This window comes from Luteimicrobium album (genome assembly GCF_030161555.1).
GTDB classification, from domain to species: domain Bacteria; phylum Actinomycetota; class Actinomycetes; order Actinomycetales; family Cellulomonadaceae; genus Luteimicrobium; species Luteimicrobium album.
On record NZ_BSUK01000001.1, the window covers coordinates 3,401,426 to 3,417,092 of the forward strand.

Annotated in this window: 16 protein-coding genes and 2 pseudogenes; 17 read left to right on the forward strand and 1 reads right to left on the reverse strand. The window is 72.2% G+C overall.

Going from position 1 to position 15,667, the window contains the following annotated elements; translation table 11 throughout:
* Positions 1-106 precede the first annotated feature (106 nt).
* The 17 genes and pseudogenes from QQK45_RS22525 to QQK45_RS17450 all read left to right on the forward strand — a co-directional run bounded on the left by QQK45_RS22525 (position 107) and on the right by QQK45_RS17450 (position 15,085).
* Positions 107-664 carry a phosphatidylinositol mannoside acyltransferase gene (locus QQK45_RS22525; protein ID WP_348525272.1) on the forward strand — a complete coding sequence of 186 codons (558 nt, stop codon included), beginning with the start codon at positions 107-109 and terminating at the stop codon, positions 662-664.
* Positions 661-975, forward strand: a complete 315-nt coding sequence (locus QQK45_RS22530; protein WP_348525273.1) for a lysophospholipid acyltransferase family protein — start codon at positions 661-663, stop codon at positions 973-975. The genes QQK45_RS22525 and QQK45_RS22530 overlap by 4 nt, the downstream gene beginning before the upstream one ends.
* Entirely contained in the window at positions 972-2,192 is a 1,221-nt protein-coding gene (locus tag QQK45_RS17380) for a glycosyltransferase family 4 protein (protein WP_284294318.1), read from the forward strand. Before QQK45_RS22530 ends, QQK45_RS17380 begins: the two co-directional genes overlap by 4 nt.
* Positions 2,193-2,212: 20 nt before the next feature.
* The gene (locus tag QQK45_RS17385; RefSeq protein WP_348525373.1) at positions 2,213-2,785 is read left to right on the forward strand and encodes a hypothetical protein; all 573 of its coding nucleotides are present in this window, start codon (positions 2,213-2,215) and stop codon (positions 2,783-2,785) included.
* 89 nt (positions 2,786-2,874) lie between these two features.
* Positions 2,875-3,780 carry a pyridoxal 5'-phosphate synthase lyase subunit PdxS gene (gene pdxS, locus QQK45_RS17390; RefSeq protein WP_284295094.1) on the forward strand — a complete coding sequence of 302 codons (906 nt, stop codon included), beginning with the start codon at positions 2,875-2,877 and terminating at the stop codon, positions 3,778-3,780.
* Positions 3,777-4,349 carry an NUDIX hydrolase gene (locus tag QQK45_RS17395; protein WP_284294320.1) on the forward strand — a complete coding sequence of 191 codons (573 nt, stop codon included), beginning with the start codon at positions 3,777-3,779 and terminating at the stop codon, positions 4,347-4,349. Before pdxS ends, QQK45_RS17395 begins: the two co-directional genes overlap by 4 nt.
* Positions 4,350-4,380: 31 nt before the next feature.
* Positions 4,381-4,995: a pyridoxal 5'-phosphate synthase glutaminase subunit PdxT gene (gene pdxT, locus QQK45_RS17400; RefSeq protein WP_284294321.1), complete on the forward strand. Its 615-nt coding sequence runs from the start codon at positions 4,381-4,383 to the stop codon at positions 4,993-4,995.
* A 3-nt stretch (positions 4,996-4,998) separates the two neighbouring features.
* Positions 4,999-5,757, forward strand: coding sequence for a YebC/PmpR family DNA-binding transcriptional regulator (locus QQK45_RS17405; RefSeq protein WP_284294322.1), 759 nt, complete (start codon positions 4,999-5,001; stop codon positions 5,755-5,757).
* A gap of 199 nt (positions 5,758-5,956) precedes the next feature.
* Entirely contained in the window at positions 5,957-6,535 is a 579-nt protein-coding gene (ruvC, locus tag QQK45_RS17410) for a crossover junction endodeoxyribonuclease RuvC (RefSeq protein ID WP_284294323.1), read from the forward strand.
* 45 nt (positions 6,536-6,580) lie between these two features.
* A pseudogene (gene ruvA / locus QQK45_RS23420) lies at positions 6,581-7,218 on the forward strand (Holliday junction branch migration protein RuvA).
* Positions 7,211-8,265: pseudogene (ruvB, locus tag QQK45_RS17420) on the forward strand (Holliday junction branch migration DNA helicase RuvB). Before ruvA ends, ruvB begins: the two co-directional pseudogenes overlap by 8 nt.
* Before the next feature lie 165 nt (positions 8,266-8,430).
* Entirely contained in the window at positions 8,431-8,763 is a 333-nt protein-coding gene (yajC, locus tag QQK45_RS17425) for a preprotein translocase subunit YajC (protein ID WP_284294324.1), read from the forward strand.
* Positions 8,760-8,894 carry a hypothetical protein gene (locus QQK45_RS17430; protein ID WP_284294325.1) on the forward strand — a complete coding sequence of 45 codons (135 nt, stop codon included), beginning with the start codon at positions 8,760-8,762 and terminating at the stop codon, positions 8,892-8,894. The genes yajC and QQK45_RS17430 overlap by 4 nt, the downstream gene beginning before the upstream one ends.
* Positions 8,895-8,992: 98 nt before the next feature.
* Entirely contained in the window at positions 8,993-10,969 is a 1,977-nt protein-coding gene (secD, locus tag QQK45_RS17435; protein WP_284294326.1) for a protein translocase subunit SecD, read from the forward strand.
* 88 nt (positions 10,970-11,057) lie between these two features.
* On the forward strand, positions 11,058-12,146 hold the full coding sequence (secF, locus tag QQK45_RS17440; protein WP_284294327.1) for a protein translocase subunit SecF: 1,089 nt from the start codon (positions 11,058-11,060) through the stop codon (positions 12,144-12,146).
* The gene (locus tag QQK45_RS17445) at positions 12,143-12,691 is read left to right on the forward strand and encodes an adenine phosphoribosyltransferase (RefSeq protein WP_284294328.1); all 549 of its coding nucleotides are present in this window, start codon (positions 12,143-12,145) and stop codon (positions 12,689-12,691) included. The genes secF and QQK45_RS17445 overlap by 4 nt, the downstream gene beginning before the upstream one ends.
* A 72-nt stretch (positions 12,692-12,763) precedes the next feature.
* Positions 12,764-15,085: a RelA/SpoT family protein gene (locus tag QQK45_RS17450; protein WP_284294329.1), complete on the forward strand. Its 2,322-nt coding sequence runs from the start codon at positions 12,764-12,766 to the stop codon at positions 15,083-15,085.
* On the opposite strand, the gene QQK45_RS17455 is transcribed toward QQK45_RS17450, so the two are convergent.
* Positions 15,042-15,659, reverse strand: coding sequence for a hypothetical protein (locus QQK45_RS17455; RefSeq protein ID WP_284294330.1), 618 nt, complete (start codon positions 15,657-15,659; stop codon positions 15,042-15,044). The genes QQK45_RS17450 and QQK45_RS17455 overlap by 44 nt on opposite strands.
* Positions 15,660-15,667 lie beyond the last annotated feature (8 nt).

A 15,667-nucleotide genomic window follows, 5' to 3' on the forward strand; every position in this document is an offset into this window, starting at 1 on the left:
GCATGGGGATCGACGCCGGCAGGCTGTACGCGACCGCGTGGCGCGTCGCGCCGAAGGTTCCGGAGCCGTTGCTGCGCGGGGCGTTCACCGCCGTCGCCGACGTCTCGTGGGCGCTGCGCAAGGGGGCGTCGACCAGCTCGAGCGCAACCTGGAGCGCGTCGCGCCCGGGCTGGCGCGGCGGGACCTGCGCCGGCTGTCGCGCGCGGGGATGCGGTCGTACATGCGGTACTTCCGCGAGGCGTTCACGCTCAGCGGCGCGACGCCGGACCAGATCCAGGCACGCATGCGCCTCGCGAACCGTGAGGTCGTGCAGCCGTACATCGACGAGGGGCGGTCGGTGCTGCTGGCGCTCGGGCACACGGGCAACTGGGACCTCGCGGGCGCGTGGGGGACCCGGAACCTCGCGCCGGTGCTCACCGTGGCGGAACGCCTCGAACCGGCGAGCGTGTTCGACGAGTTCGTGTCGTTCCGGGAGTCGCTCGGCATGTCGATCCTCGCGTTCGGGGACGACGGCGTGTTCCGCTCGCTCGTCCGCGGCGCCCAGGAGGGCGGCCGGCTCGTGCCGCTGCTCGCGGACCGCGACCTCAGCTCCCAGGGCGTCGAGGTGGACATGTTCGGGGAGCGCGTGCGGGTCGCACCCGGCCTGCGGCGCTCTCGGTCATGACGGGCGCACCCCTGTTCGGCACGTCGCTCACGTACGAGCGCCTGGACGGCGAGCGCCGCAGGGCGGCCGGCACACCGTGGGGGATCGTGGCGACGTTCAGCCCGCTCGTCGAGACGGATCCGTCGCTGTCGCGGCGGGAGCGGATCGCGCAGGCCACCCAGGGCTGGGTGGACTTCCTGGCCGCGGAGATCCGCCGCCGGCCGGAGGACTGGCACATGCTGCAGAAGGTCTTCGTGTCCGACCTCGAAGCCGACCGCTATGCGCGGACGGTCGCGGGGGAGAAGGCGGCGGCCGAGGGAGGGACGCGATGAGGGTCGGGATCGTCTGCCCGTACTCGTTCGACGCGCCGGGAGGCGTGCAGTTCCACGTGCGCGACCTCGCCGAGGCGCTCATGGTCCGGGGCCACGAGGTCTCGGTGCTGGCCCCGGCCGACGACGACACGCCCGTCCCCGACTACGTCGTCTCGGCCGGCAAGGCCGTCCCCGTCCCGTACAACGGCTCGGTCGCGCGGATGACGTTCGGCCCCCGGACCGCGGCGCGGGTGCGGCGCTGGCTCGCGGCGGGGGAGTTCGACGTCCTGCACCTGCACGAGCCGGTGACCCCGTCGCTCAGCATGCTCGCGCTGTGGCTCGCCCAGGGGCCGATCGTCGCGACGTTCCACTCGTCGCTCGTGCGGTCCCGTGCGCTGCAGGCCGCCTACCCGCTCGTGCGGCAGAGCCTGGAGAAGCTCTCGGCCCGCATCGCGGTCTCCGAGGACGCGCGGCGCACGCTCACCGAGCACCTGGGCGGGGACGCCGTCGTCATCCCCAACGGCGTGTACGTCGACGCGTTCGAGTCGGCCCCCACGGACCCGCGCTGGACCGGCACGCCCGAGGCGCCGACGATCGCGTTCCTGGGCCGGCTCGACGAGCCGCGCAAGGGCCTGCAGATCCTCGCGCAGGCCGTCCCGACGATCCTCGCGTCGTTCCCGGGCGCGCGGATCCTCGTCGCCGGGCGCGGGGACCAGGGCAAGGCCGACGCGATCGAGACGCTCGGACCGCAGGCGTCGGCCCTGGAGTTCCTCGGCGGCGTCTCGGACGAGGAGAAGGCCGCGCTGCTGTCGTCGGCCGACGTGTACGTCGCCCCGCAGACCGGCGGCGAGAGCTTCGGGATCGTCCTCGTCGAGGCGATGAGCGCGGGCTCGTGCGTCGTCGCGAGCGACCTCGGTGCGTTCCGCCGCGTGCTCGACGACGGCCGGGCCGGCGTCCTCTTCCCGGTCGAGGACCCCGAGGGGCTCGGACGGGCGGTGGTGGCCGTCCTCGAGGACCCGGAGCGTCGGGCCACGCTCGTCGCCCACGCGCACGAGTGGGTGCGCCAGTACGACTGGTCGACGGTGACCGGGCAGGTCCTCGCGGTCTACGACATGGTCCTCGCCGCGCAGGCGGCCGCAGGACGGGTCCACGAGGATCCGGGTGCGCTGCACGACGGTCGCCCGGGGCTGTGGCCCCGGCTCGTCGGTGACGCACGACGCGAGGGCGGTGCCCGATGAGGTGGAGCGACGTCGTGGTGATGGGCGTCCTGGTCCTGTTCCTGGTGCTGTGGCTCGCGTGGGCCGGCGCGTCGCACATCGACCGGCTGCACCGCAAGGTGTACGCGTCGCGCCTGGCCCTGGACGCCCAGCTCGTCCGCCGGGCCGCCGCTGCCCGGGACCTGGCGTCGTCGGGCCTGCTCGACCCGGCCAGCTCGGTGCTCGTCGCGACCGCCGCCTACCGGGTGCTGGGTGCGGCCGAGCTGCCTGATCTCGAGCGCGAGCGTGCCGAGAGCGACCTGTCGGCGACGCTGCGTGCCGTCCTCGAGGACCCCGAGGACGTGCGCCGCTGGTGCGAGGAGCCGGACGGTGAGGTCGTGCTCGGCGAGCTCGCCGGCGCCTGGTACCGGGCCCAGCTCGCCCGGCGCTTCCACAACGAGGCCGTCGACCAGACCCAGCGCCGTCGCCGCCGGTGGTACGTCCGTCTCCTGCGCCTCGCAGGCCACGCCGCGATGCCCCAGACGGCGGAGCTCGACGACGCCTCACCTGCGTCGTTGCGTCCTCTCGAGACGCAGACGCCCGCGTCGGGCGAAGGCGTGCTCGGCGTAGAGTAAGAGGCGGCAGTCCCGCCCGCATCCCACCCACCCCGCGAGGTCCCACCGTGTCGTCTGCGCCGTCCTCTTCCACCCCGTCGTCCGCCCCGCTGAACGGCCAGGCGGCCTCTGCGGCCACCGTCGGGACGGCCCGCGTCAAGCGCGGCATGGCGGAGATGCTCAAGGGCGGCGTCATCATGGACGTCGTCACGCCCGAGCAGGCCAAGATCGCGGAGGACGCCGGCGCCGTCGCCGTCATGGCGCTCGAGCGCGTGCCCGCGGACATCCGTGCGCAGGGCGGCGTCTCGCGCATGAGCGACCCGGACATGATCGACGGCATCATCGCTGCCGTCTCGATCCCGGTCATGGCGAAGGCCCGCATCGGGCACTTCGTCGAGGCGCAGGTGCTCCAGAGCCTCGGCGTCGACTACGTCGACGAGTCCGAGGTGCTGACGCCCGCCGACTACGCGAACCACATCGACAAGTGGCAGTTCACCGTGCCCTTCGTGTGCGGCGCCACCAACCTCGGCGAGGCGCTGCGTCGCATCACCGAGGGCGCGGCCATGATCCGCTCCAAGGGCGAGGCGGGCACGGGCGACGTCTCCAACGCGACCACGCACATGCGCACCATCCGCGCCGAGATCAAGCGCCTCACGTCGCTGCCCGAGGACGAGCTGTTCGTCGCCGCGAAGGAGCTCCAGGCGCCGTACGAGCTGGTCAAGGAGGTCGCCGCGACCGGGAAGCTCCCTGTCGTCATGTTCACCGCGGGCGGCATCGCGACCCCCGCCGACGCCGCGATGATGATGCAGCTCGGTGCCGAGGGCGTCTTCGTCGGTTCCGGCATCTTCAAGTCCGGCAACCCGGCCCAGCGCGCGGCCGCGATCGTCAAGGCCACCACCTTCCACGACGACCCCGACGTCATCGCCAAGGTGTCGCGTGGCCTCGGCGAGGCGATGGTCGGCATCAACGTCGACGACATCCCCGTCCCGCACCGCCTGGCCGAGCGCGGCTGGTGACCCCGGAGGAAGAGCGGGCCGACGAGTCGTCGCACACCTCCTCGCTGGGTGCGGACTGGACCGTCGGACCCGACGGCGTCCGGTCCCGCCGCGCGGCGCGCGTCATCCTGCTCGACGACGCCGGGCGGGCCCTCCTCGTGCGAGGGCACGACGCCGACCAGCCCGAACGGTCCTGGTGGTTCACCGTCGGCGGCGGGATCGACGGTGACGAGACGCCCGCCGAGGCCGCGCTGCGCGAGGTCCGCGAGGAGACCGGCATCGTCCTCGAGCCCGCGCAGCTCGTCGGGCCCGTGCTGACCCGCGTCGGCATCTTCGACTTCTTCAAGGAGACGTGCCGGCAGGACGAGGTCTTCTACGCGGCCGTCGTGCCGCACGTCGACGGACCCGACACGGCCGGTTGGACCGACGTCGAGCGCGAGCTCCTCGACGAGCTCGCCTGGCTCACGGCCGACGAGCTGCGCACCCAGCCCCTCGAGTACTTCCCGACCGCCCTGCCCGACGTCCTCGACCAGCTCGCCCGCGGTTGGGACGGCACCGTCCGCCACCTCGGCACCGAGCACGACGACTGAGCACGCCCATCCCCAAGGAGCACCACCGCCCGTGAGCAGCATCCCCACCATCGGCGTCCTAGCGCTCCAGGGCGACGTCCGCGAGCACCGCGCCGCGCTCGAGGCGTCCGGCGCGACCACGGTCGCCGTGCGCCGGCCCGACGAGCTCGCCGCCGTCGACGGCCTCGTGCTCCCCGGCGGCGAGTCCACCACCATCGACAAGCTCCTGCGGATCTTCGAGCTCGACGAACCCCTCCAGGCCCGGATCGCCGACGGCCTCCCCGTCTACGGCTCGTGCGCCGGCATGATCCTGCTCGCGGACCGCGTGCTCGGCGGCACCCACGACCAGCAGACCCTCGGCGGGCTCCACGCCACGGTCCGCCGCAACGCCTTCGGGCGGCAGGTCGACTCCTTCGAGGCCGACCTCCCGTTCGCCCACCTCGACGGCGGACCCGTCCACGCCGTCTTCATCCGCGCGCCCTGGATCGAGGACGTCGGCGACGACGTCGACGTGCTCGCCCGCATCCCCGGCGACTACCCGGAACCCGTCGCCGGTAAGATCGTCGCAGTTCGCCAAGGCTCGTTGCTCGCCACGTCGTTCCACCCCGAGATCTCGGGGGACCGGCGCGTGCACGAACACTTCGTCCAGATCGTCAAGGAGTCGTAGTCGATGTCAGGTCACTCCAAGTGGGCCACGACCAAGCACAAGAAGGCCGTGATCGACGCGAAGCGCGGCAAGCTCTTCGCCAAGCTCATCAAGAACATCGAGGTCGCCGCACGCACCGGCGGCGGTGACCCCGCGGGCAACCCGACCCTCTTCGACGCCATCCAGAAGGCCAAGAAGACCTCGGTCCCCAACGACAACATCGACCGCGCCGTCAAGCGTGGCTCCGGTGAAGGCGCCGACGCCGTCGACTACCAGACCATCATGTACGAGGGCTACGGCGTCGGCGGCATCGCCGTCCTCGTCGAGTGCCTCACCGACAACAAGAACCGCGCCGCCTCCGAGGTGCGCCTCGCGTTCTCCCGCAACGGCGGCAACCTCGCCGACCCCGGGTCCGTGTCGTACCTGTTCTCCCGCAAGGGCCTCGTCGTCGTCCCCAAGGCCGACGGCGTCACCGAGGACGACGTCATGCTCGCCGCCCTCGACGCCGGCGCCGAAGAGGTCACCGACGAAGGCGACGTCATCGAGGTCCTCTGCGAGGCGACCGACCTCGTCGCCGTGCGCACCGCCATCCAGGAAGCCGGCATCGAGTACGACTCCGCCGACTCGATCTGGCACCCGTCCATGGAGGTGGAGGTCGACGCCGACGGCGCCCGTAAGATCCTGCGCCTCATCGACGCGCTCGAGGACAGCGACGACGTGCAGAACGTGTACGCGAACTTCTCGGCCAGCGACGAAGTGATGGCTGAGCTCGACGAGGAGTGATCGTCGCCTGACTCGCTCGTGGTCGGGCCCGGCCGTCCCGCGCGCCTTGGTGCACCACGTCCGCCTCCGTCCACGTCGTCGGCGAGTCCTGGGGGCGCTCTCGGTGGACGAGCCCCTGGAGCGCGCCTGGGTGACCCTGCTTCGGGCGCCGCGGTGTGGCGGACGACGGCGCGGCGTGGGCGAGTGAGAGGGTGGGCGTGTGCGCGTGCTGGGGATCGATCCGGGGCTGACCCGGTGCGGGGTCGGGGTCGTCGACTCCGCCGCCGGGCGGAAGGCTGTGCTGGTCGACGTCGGGGTCATCACGACCGCTCCCACCGTGACCGTCGATCTCAGGCTCGCTGAGGTGGCCGACTCGATCGACCGGTGGATGGACACGCATGTGCCCGACGTGGTGGCCATCGAGCGGGTGTTCGCGCAGCACAACGTCGGCACCGTGATGGGGACCGCCCAGGTGGCCGGTCTTGCCATGGTGGCTGCTGCGCGCAGGAAGGTGCCCGTGGCCCTGCACACGCCCAGCGAGGTCAAGGCCGCCGTCACCGGGAACGGGCGAGCCGGCAAGGAGCAGGTGCAGCGCATGGTCGCGCGGCTCCTCGGCCTCGCGGACCTGCCCAAGCCCGCCGACGCCGCCGACGCCCTCGCGCTCGCCATCTGCCACCTCTGGCGACCCGCCGGCGCCCTGCAGGGCGGCGACCGGCACGAGCTCACCCCCGCCCAGCGCGCCTGGGCCGCCGCCGAGCAGGCGGCGCGTCGGACACCCTCGGGGGTCCAGGGACGTTAGGGTGGTGGCCGTTCGTACACCTGTTCGTAGAGGGGCCAGCCAGCGGTGATCGCACACCTGACCGGGACCGTCGCAGGGATCCGCCTCGACTCCGCCGTCCTCGACGTGAACGGCGTCGGGTACCTCGTGCACGCGACCCCCGGCACCCTCGGCACGCTGCGGCACGGCGCCACGGTCACGCTCTTCACCTCGCTCGTCGTCCGCGAGGACTCGATGACCGTGTTCGGTTTCGCCGACGACGACGAGCGCGCGGTCTTCGAGACCGTCCAGTCGGTCTCGGGCGTCGGCCCGCGCCTCGCGCTCGCCATGCTGGCGGTGCACAGCCCCGAGGCGCTGCGTGCCGCCGTCGCGGGGAGGACCTCAAGGCGCTCGAGCGCGTGCCCGGCATCGGCCGCAAGTCCGCGCAGCGGATCGTGCTCGAGCTGAGCGGCAAGCTCGGGGCACCCGTCGGGACGGGTTCGGCCGCTGCGGCCGGCCACGGCGCGGGCGGCGCCGACTCCCGGCGCGACGAGGTCGTCGCCGCGCTCGTCGGGCTGGGGTGGACGCAGAAGGTCGCGGAAGAAGCAGTCGACGCGGTCGGTGAGGGCGGGGCCGACACCGACGCGGCGACCGGCACTCCGTCCGAGCAGGTCGCCGCCACGCTCCGGGCGGCCCTGCGCCTTCTCGGTGGCCGGCGTGGCTGAGCTCGCGCGCGACGAAGAGCGTGACCTCGGCACCGAGCGGCTCGTCACCGCGTCCGCCGACGACGTCGAGCGAGCCGCCGAGGCCGCGCTCCGTCCGCGGCGGCTCGACGAGTTCGTCGGCCAGCACGTGGTGCGCGAGCAGCTCTCGCTCGTCCTCGAGGCGGCGACGTCGCGCGGCGCGCCCCCGACCACGTCCTCCTGTCGGGGCCGCCCGGGCTCGGCAAGACGACGCTCGCCATGATCGTCGCCGCCGAGCTGGGCTCGTCCCTGCGGGTGACGAGCGGCCCGGCCATCCAGCACGCGGGCGACCTGGCCGCCGTCCTCAGCTCGCTCGAGGAGGGCGAGGTCCTCTTCCTCGACGAGATCCACCGGCTCGCGCGGCCCGCGGAGGAGCTGCTCTACGTCGCAATGGAGGACTTCCGGGTCGACGTCGTCGTCGGCAAGGGGCCGGAGCGAGCGCGATCCCGCTCGCGCTGCCGCCGTTCACCGTGGTCGGCGCGACCACGCGCGCGGGGCTCCTGCCCGCCCGCTGCGCGACCGGTTCGGCTTCACCGGGCACCTCGACTACTACAGCTCGCCCGAGCTCGAGAAGGTGCTGCACCGCTCGGCACGGCTGCTCGACGTGCCGCTCGCCGCCGACGCCGCGGCCGAGATCGCGCGTCGGTCGCGCGGGACACCGCGCATCGCGAACCGTCTGCTCCGCAGGGTCCGGGACTGGGCGCAGGTGCGCGGCGACGGCCGGCTCGATCTGGCCGCCGCACGTGCCGCGCTCGAGGTCTACGAGGTGGACCCCGTCGGGCTCGACCGGCTCGACCGCGCCGTGCTCGACGCACTGTGCCGCCGGTTCGGGGAGGGCCGGTCGGGCTGGGCACGCTCGCCATGACCGTCGGCGAGGAGGCGGAGACCGTCGAGACCGTCGCCGAGCCGTACCTCGTGCGTGAGGGCTACGTCGCACGGACGCCCCGCGGGCGGGTCGCGACGCCCGCAGCCTGGCGCCACCTGGGTCTCGAACCACCGGCGGACCAGCCTGCCCTTTTCAGGGCCTAGACTGTTGCGGACCTGTCGGCGCAGACGCGTGCCGGCGTCGACCGTGCTGCGGTGCGCCCCTCGAGGCGGCGCCGCGCCGGGCGAGCCGAGCGCGCGGGGGCGTCGGGCCAAACCAGTCAGCACGCGGCGCGGTGAGAACCGCTCGCGCATGAGGAGCAGCGACACATGCAGCACATCCACGCAGCCGTCGAGGCCGCGAACAGCGGCTCGTCCGGTGGCAGCAACTACACGTTCCTGATCATCCTCCTGGTGCTGCTCGTCGGCCTGTTCTTCCTCTCGCGCCGCACCCAGCGCAAGCAGAAGGACGCCCAGTCGTTCCGCGCGAACCTCACGCCGGGGCAGGACGTCATGACCGCGTCCGGCATGCTGGGCCGCATCGTCGAGGTCGACGGCGACGAGATCACCATCGAGTCGACCCCGGAACCCGTTCGCGCTGGGTGCGCGCCGCCATCGCGAAGGTCGTCGAACCGACGACCGCGACCGACGCGCCGGCCGTGACCGCCGGCGCCGAGGCGGAGGGTGACGACGTCCTCGAGGTCCCCGACGACCTGTCCGGTCTGACCGACGACGGCTCGCTCAAGGACGAGAAGCGTCAGGACGACACCGGGAAGGGCGACGGGGCCAAGTAGCCCGCCCGGAGCACCACCGGTCCGCGCCCCGCGCGGTCCCGCTCGACTCCCCGCCATCGACGTCGCCCCCGGCGGCGCGCACGAGAAGAGACACACCGTTGGCCACCACCAACCACGCGAAGTCCCACCCGGGCCGCGTCCTGCTGATCCTGCTGATCCTCGCCGCCGCGCTCTTCGGCACGATCGGCCTCGGCGCCGCCGTCTCCAACGCCTCGTGGGCGCCCAAGCTGGCGCTCGACCTCGAGGGCGGGACGCAGCTCACGCTCAAGGCGAGCACGACGGACGGGTCGAAGGTCACCTCGGACTCGCTCGACCAGGCGATCGACGTGATCCGCAACCGCGTCGACTCGTCCGGCGTCTCCGAGGCGCAGATCAGCAAGCAGGGTGACAAGCAGATCGTCGTGGCGCTGCCGGGCAACCCGTCGCAGGACACGATCGACCTGGTGAGCAAGTCCGCGCAGATGCGGATCCGGCCCGTCCTCGTGATCGGCAGCCCGCTCACCGCGGCCCAGCAGACCGCGGCGGCCGCGACGCCCACGGAGACGAGCACCCCGGCCCCGACGTCCACGTCGACGCCGCAGTCCACGCCCACCGCGACGAACAAGAACTCGGCGTACCAGGGCGCGGCCCAGGCGCACGTCGAGGACGCGCGCTTCGTCAAGGGCACCGCCAAGGTCGAGAACGCGGCCGCGACGCCGAGCCCCACACCGACCCCGACGTCGACGTCGGACACGAGCGCGAGCAGCTCCGACTCGCTCGAGGGCGGTGACGGGCTCAGCTCGCTCTCGCAGATCACGGCCGCGGACCAGAAGAGGTACGACGACCTCGACTGCACGGACAAGAGCAACCTCAAGGGCGGCGGCGGGGACGCCGCCGACAAGGTGCTCGTCACCTGCGCGCAGGACGGCACGGCCAAGTACATCCTCGGCCCGGTCGAGATCGAGGGCACCGAGATCAAGAGCGCGACCTCGGGCCTGAACACGAACTCCCAGGGCGTCACGACCAACGAGTGGGTCGTGAACATCAAGTTCACGTCCGACGGCGCCAAGAAGCAGACGGCGATGACCAAGCGTCTCGCCCAGCTCGACCAGGCCGGTCAGGCCCCGCGCAACCAGTTCGGCATGGTCCTCGACGGCCTCGTCATCGAGGCGCCGAGCGTCGACGCCCAGTACGCGAGCACCGGCATCACGGGCAACTCGTCGCAGATCTCGGGCAGCTTCACGCGCCAGAGCGCGGCGACCCTCGCCAACCAGCTCAACTTCGGCGCCCTGCCGCTCCAGTTCGAGGTCCAGAGCCAGGAGCAGATCTCCGCGACGCTCGGCTCGGAGCAGCTCCAGAAGGGTCTCCTCGCGGGCCTCATCGGCATGGTGCTCGTGGTCATCTACTCGATGTTCCAGTACCGCATGCTCGGTCTGCTCACGATCGCCTCGCTCGTCGTCGCCGGCGTCCTGACGTACGGCGTGATCACGTTGCTGTCGTGGCGGATGGGCTATCGGCTGTCCCTGCCGGGTGTCGCGGGCCTGATCGTGGCCATCGGCTTCACAGCCGACTCGTTCATCGTCTACTTCGAACGCATCCGAGACGAGCTACGTGACGGGAGACCGCTCGCAGGCGCCGTCGAGCGTGGCTGGGAGCGCGCGCGGCGGACGGTGCTCGCGGCCAAGACCGTCAACCTGATCTCCGCGATCGTGCTCTACTACCTCGCGGTCGGTGGCGTGCAGGGCTTCGCGTTCACTCTCGGACTCACCGTGATCATCGACGTCGTCGTGGTGTTCTGGTTCACGCACCCGATGATGGAGCTGCTCGCCCGCGTCCCGTACTTCCGTGACGGGGCCAAGGGCTCCGGTCTGTCGCCCGCCACGTACCAGGTCCAGCGGGGCATGCGCTACAAGGGCGCCGGCAAGTTCGAGACCGCCGGCGTCCCGGCGGACGCGCCACCCCCGAGTCGGGCGCCGACCTCTCCGAGGAGCCGGACGAGGGCGCGCTCGTGCCCGCCGGGCCCGACCGGAGCACGCGCGCCGCGAGCGAGCGTCCGGCCTCCGCACCGGCGACCGCGCCGGACGGCCGCCGCATGACGATCGCCGAGCGTCGCGCCGCCGAGCGCGCGGCCGCGGCCGGTACCGACGCCCCCACGACCGACTCGACGACCGAGGAGAACCGCTGATGGCCGCCGGGAGCATGGCCCAGTGGGGCAACGACCTGTACACGGGTCGTCGCTCGTACAAGATCGTCCAGCGCCGCGCCCTGTGGTTCTGGATCACCGGTGCCCTCGTGGCGCTGTCCCTCCTGGTGCTCGGCACCAAGGGCTTCAACCTCGGCATCGACTTCGAGGGCGGCTCCGAGTTCACGATCACGAACATCGAGCACCCGTCCCAGGACAAGGCCACCGAGGCCGTGCAGTCGATCGCGCCGTCGGAGCAGCCCGAGGTCGTGAACCTGGGCAGCAACGGCCTGCAGGTGCGCACCGGCACCTTGAGCAAGGACGAGACCGACCAGGTCAAGGCCGCGCTGGCGAAGACCTTCGACGTCGACCCGTCGAAGGACGTCGGTGCCGAGTTCATCGGCCCGACCTGGGGCTCGGACGTCTCGAAGAAGGCCGTCGAGGGCGTCATCGCGTTCGTCCTGCTCGTCGCGGCGTTCATGGCGATCTACTTCCGCAACTGGCGGATGTCCCTCGCCGCGATCATCGCGCTGATCGGCGACCTCGTGATCTCGGCCGGCGTGTACGCCGTCGTCGGGTGGGAGGTCACGCCGTCCACGGTGATCGGCTTCCTGACGATCCTCGGCTACTCGCTGTACGACAAGGTCGTGGTCTTCGACAAGGTCCGCGAGAACACCGCAGGCATCGTCGACCAGACGCGCGCCACGTACGCGGAGCGCGCGAACCTCGCCGTCAACCAGACGCTCGTCCGGTCGATCAACACGGGTGTCGTGGCGCTGCTGCCGGTCGGTGGCATCCTCTTCGTCGGTGGCTTCCTCCTCGGCGCGGGCACGCTGCGGGACATCGCGCTGTCGCTGTTCGTCGGTATCGCCGTGGGCACGGTCTCGTCGATCTTCCTCGCGACGCCGCTCGAGGTGACGCTGCGCGAGCGCGAGCCCGCGATCAAGGCGAACACCGCCAAGATCCTGGCCGCGCGGGCGCAGGCCGCCGCCCAGGGCGAGGACCCCGACCTCGTCGCGGCCGTCGGATCGGCCCAGCTCCAGCCCGGTGCGCACCAGGGCATCAAGGCGCAGCCGCGGCGGAAGCGTTGACGGCGCCCGACCCTCGAGAGCCGGACGGGCTCGGCGCGCTCGTGCGCGCCGTGCCCGACTACCCGACCCCCGGCGTGACCTTCCGTGACATCACGCCGCTCCTCGCCGACGGCGCCGCGTTCAACGGCGCCGTCGCGTCGTTGGCCGACCTGGTCGCCCACCACGGCCCGGTCGACACGGTGACGGGGATGGAGGCGCGCGGCTTCGTGCTCGGCGCCGCCCTCGCGGTGCGGCTCGGGGTCGGCTTCGTGCCGCTGCGCAAGGCCGGCAAGCTGCCGCCGCCCGTCGAGTCCGTGACGTACGACCTCGAGTACGGGTCTGCGACCCTCGAGGTCCGGACGGGAACAGTCGCCCCCGGTTCGCGTGTTCTCATTGTCGACGACGTGCTCGCGACGGGCGGGACGGCCGCCGCGGCGGTGCGTCTGGTCGAAGCCTGCGGGGGCGACGTCGTCGGCGCCGCCTTCCTCCTCGAGCTCGACGGGCTCGGAGGGCGCGACGCCCTGTCGGGCCTGGTGGTGGACTCGCTGCTGACTGCCGGGTCGTAGGATTGGTGGGCCCGGCGGCCCGGTGGCCGTCGGGCCGGCGAGCGAACCGGGGAGGTTCCGGACGGGAGGCGCATGAGCAGCACGAGCCCCGACACGCGCGGAGCGCAGACGACGGACAACGAGTCGACGGGCGCCCGCGTACGGTCGCGCCTGGTCCGGTTCGGTTCCCGCGGGGGCGGTGGCGTCCCGGCGCTCGAGCCCCTGCTGCAATCGGTCCGCACCAACCACCCGCGCGCCGACGTCGGCGTGATCGAGCGTGCGTACGTCACGGCCGAGAAGGCGCACCGCGGCCAGTTCCGCAAGAGCGGCGACCCGTACATCACGCATCCCGTCGCCGTCGCGACCATCCTCGCCGAGCTCGGCATGACGCCGTCGACCCTCGCGGCGGCGCTCCTCCACGACACCGTCGAGGACACCGACTACTCGCTGGACCAGCTCCGCGCCGACTACGGCGACGAGATCGCGATGCTCGTCGACGGCGTCACCAAGCTCGACAAGGTGACGTACGGCGACGCCGCACAGGCCGAGACCGTCCGCAAGATGATCGTGGCGATGGCCCGTGACATCCGCGTCCTCGTCATCAAGCTCGCGGACCGCCTGCACAACGCGCGCACGTGGAAGTTCGTGCCGTCGTCGTCGGCCGAGCGCAAGGCCCGCGAGACGCTCGAGATCTACGCGCCCCTGGCGCACCGCCTCGGCATGAACACGATCAAGTGGGAGCTCGAGGACCTGTCGTTTTCGACGCTCTACCCCAAGGTGTACGAGGAGATCGTGCACCTGGTGGCGGAGCGGGCCCCGGCGCGCGAGGAGTACCTGGGCGTGGTCCGCGAGCAGATCAGCTCGGACCTGCGCAGCGCGAAGATCAAGGCCACGGTCACGGGCCGGCCGAAGCACTACTACTCGATCTACCAGAAGATGATCGTCCGCGGGCACGACTTCGCGGACATCTACGACCTCGTCGGCACGCGCGTCCTCGTCGAGACGGTGCGCGACTGCTACGCGGCGCTCGGAGCGCTGCACGCGCGGTGGAACCCGGTCCCGGGCCGGTTCAAGGACTACATCGCGATGCCGAAGTTCAACATGTACCAGTCGTTGCACACGACGGTCATCGGGCCCGGCGGCAAGCCCGTGGAGATCCAGATCCGGACCCACGAGATGCACCGCCGGGCCGAGTACGGCGTCGCCGCGCACTGGAAGTACAAGGAGATGGGCAAGAGCTCGGACGGCGGCAAGGCCGCGTCCGAGAACACGGAGATGCAGTGGCTCCGGCAGCTCGTCGACTGGCAGAAGGAGACGGCCGACCCGACTGAGTTCCTGGACTCGCTGCGGTTCGAGATCGCCGGCTCCGAGGTCTACGTCTTCACGCCGAAGGGCGAGGTCCAGGCGCTGCCGTCGGGATCCACGCCGGTCGACTTCGCGTACTCGGTGCACACCGAGGTCGGGCACCGGACCATGGGTGCGCGCGTCAACGGCCGGCTCGTCCCGCTCGACTCGCAGCTCGACAACGGGGACGTCGTGGAGGTTCTGACGTCCAAGGCGGAGGGCGCCGGGCCGAGCCGTGACTGGCTCGCGTTCGTGAAGAGCCCGCGTGCTCGCAACAAGATCCGGCAGTGGTTCTCCAAGGAGCGCCGCGAGGAGGCTGTCGAGCACGGCAAGGACGCGATCGCGAAGGCGATGCGCAAGCAGAACCTCCCGATCCAGCGGCTGCTCTCGCACGAGTCGCTCGTCGTGCTCGCCTCCGAGATGCGCTATCCCGACGTCTCCGCGCTGTACGCGGCGGTCGGGGAGGGCCAGGTCTCCGCGGCGACGGTCGTGCAGCGGCTCGTGCACGCGCTCGGCGGTGAGGACGGCACTCAGGAGGACGTCGCCGAGGTGGCGCTTCCTGGGCACACCGCCCGGCGCGTGCGCACGGGAGACCCTGGCGTCGTCGTCAAGGGCGTCGAGGACGTGTGGGTCAAGCTCGCGAAGTGCTGCACCCCCGTCCCCGGGGACGAGATCGTCGGGTTCATCACGCGTGGCCAGGGCGTGAGCGTCCACCGCACCGACTGCGCCAACGTCGGCAGCCTCCGGTCGCAGCCGGAGCGCATGGTCGACGTCTCCTGGACGACCGGCTCGAACACGTTGTTCCTGGTGCAGATCCAGGTCGAGGCGCTCGACCGTTCGCGGCTGCTCTCGGACGTGACCCGCGTCCTGTCCGACAACCACGTGAACATCCTGTCGGCGACCGTCTCGACGTCGAACGACCGGGTCGCGCTCTCTCGGTTCGTCTTCGAGATGGCCGAGCCCGCGCATCTCGCGACCGTGCTGTCGGCGGTGCGCAAGGTCGACGGCGTGTTCGACGTCTACCGCATCACGGGAGCCCGCGCGGAGCAGACGCCGCAGCTCCCGGTCTGACGGCCCGCTGGGCCTCGAACGCGTCGAGGACCTCGCGGATGCGGCTGCGCCCGTGCCAGCGTGCCCGGCGCTCCAGGGCCAGTCGGGCCGACCGGACGTCGAAGCCCACCGCCGTGAGGTGCGCGAGCCAGGCCACCGCCGACGGGACGTCCGCGTCGCGCGCGACGTCCAGGCCCGTCCGCTGGACCGAGGTGACGCGCACCCCGCCGACGTCGACGACCTCGTTCGCGAGGAGCGTCGCCTGCACGACCCGCACGGCGGCGTCCGGCCACGGGCGGTGCATCCGGGCCTTGTGCAGCGCCGTGACGCGCCGTGGCGGCGGCCCGCCGCAGTGCACCCACGCGGCCGCCGTGCCACCGACGACCACCCGACCGTGCAGCACGGTCGCGAGGGCTCGCGCACGCACGGCCGGGCTCACCGGGACGGTCGCCCGGTGCGCGACGAGATTCCAGAGGGGGACGAGGGCGCCGTCCCGGCACAGGGCGCGCCAGGTCGCGACGCCGCCGACGTCGGCAGGGGAGAGGAGCTCGGGCAGCACGGGTCCAGCCTGGCCGAGCGTGCGCGGTGCGCGCACGCTCGGCC

What these genes read in the sequence shown, in the direction of transcription:
- QQK45_RS22530 (WP_348525273.1), top strand. Translation starts at nt 661, where the DNA reads ATGACGGGCGCACCCCTGTTCGGCACGTCGCTCACGTACGAGCGCCTG.
- QQK45_RS17380 (WP_284294318.1), top strand. Translation starts at nt 972, where the DNA reads ATGAGGGTCGGGATCGTCTGCCCGTACTCGTTCGACGCGCCGGGAGGC.
- QQK45_RS17385 (WP_348525373.1), top strand. Translation starts at nt 2,213, where the DNA reads ATGGGCGTCCTGGTCCTGTTCCTGGTGCTGTGGCTCGCGTGGGCCGGC.
- QQK45_RS17405 (WP_284294322.1), top strand. Translation starts at nt 4,999, where the DNA reads ATGTCAGGTCACTCCAAGTGGGCCACGACCAAGCACAAGAAGGCCGTG.
- yajC (WP_284294324.1), top strand. Translation starts at nt 8,431, where the DNA reads ATGCAGCACATCCACGCAGCCGTCGAGGCCGCGAACAGCGGCTCGTCC.
- secF (WP_284294327.1), top strand. Translation starts at nt 11,058, where the DNA reads ATGGCCGCCGGGAGCATGGCCCAGTGGGGCAACGACCTGTACACGGGT.
- QQK45_RS17450 (WP_284294329.1), top strand. Translation starts at nt 12,764, where the DNA reads ATGAGCAGCACGAGCCCCGACACGCGCGGAGCGCAGACGACGGACAAC.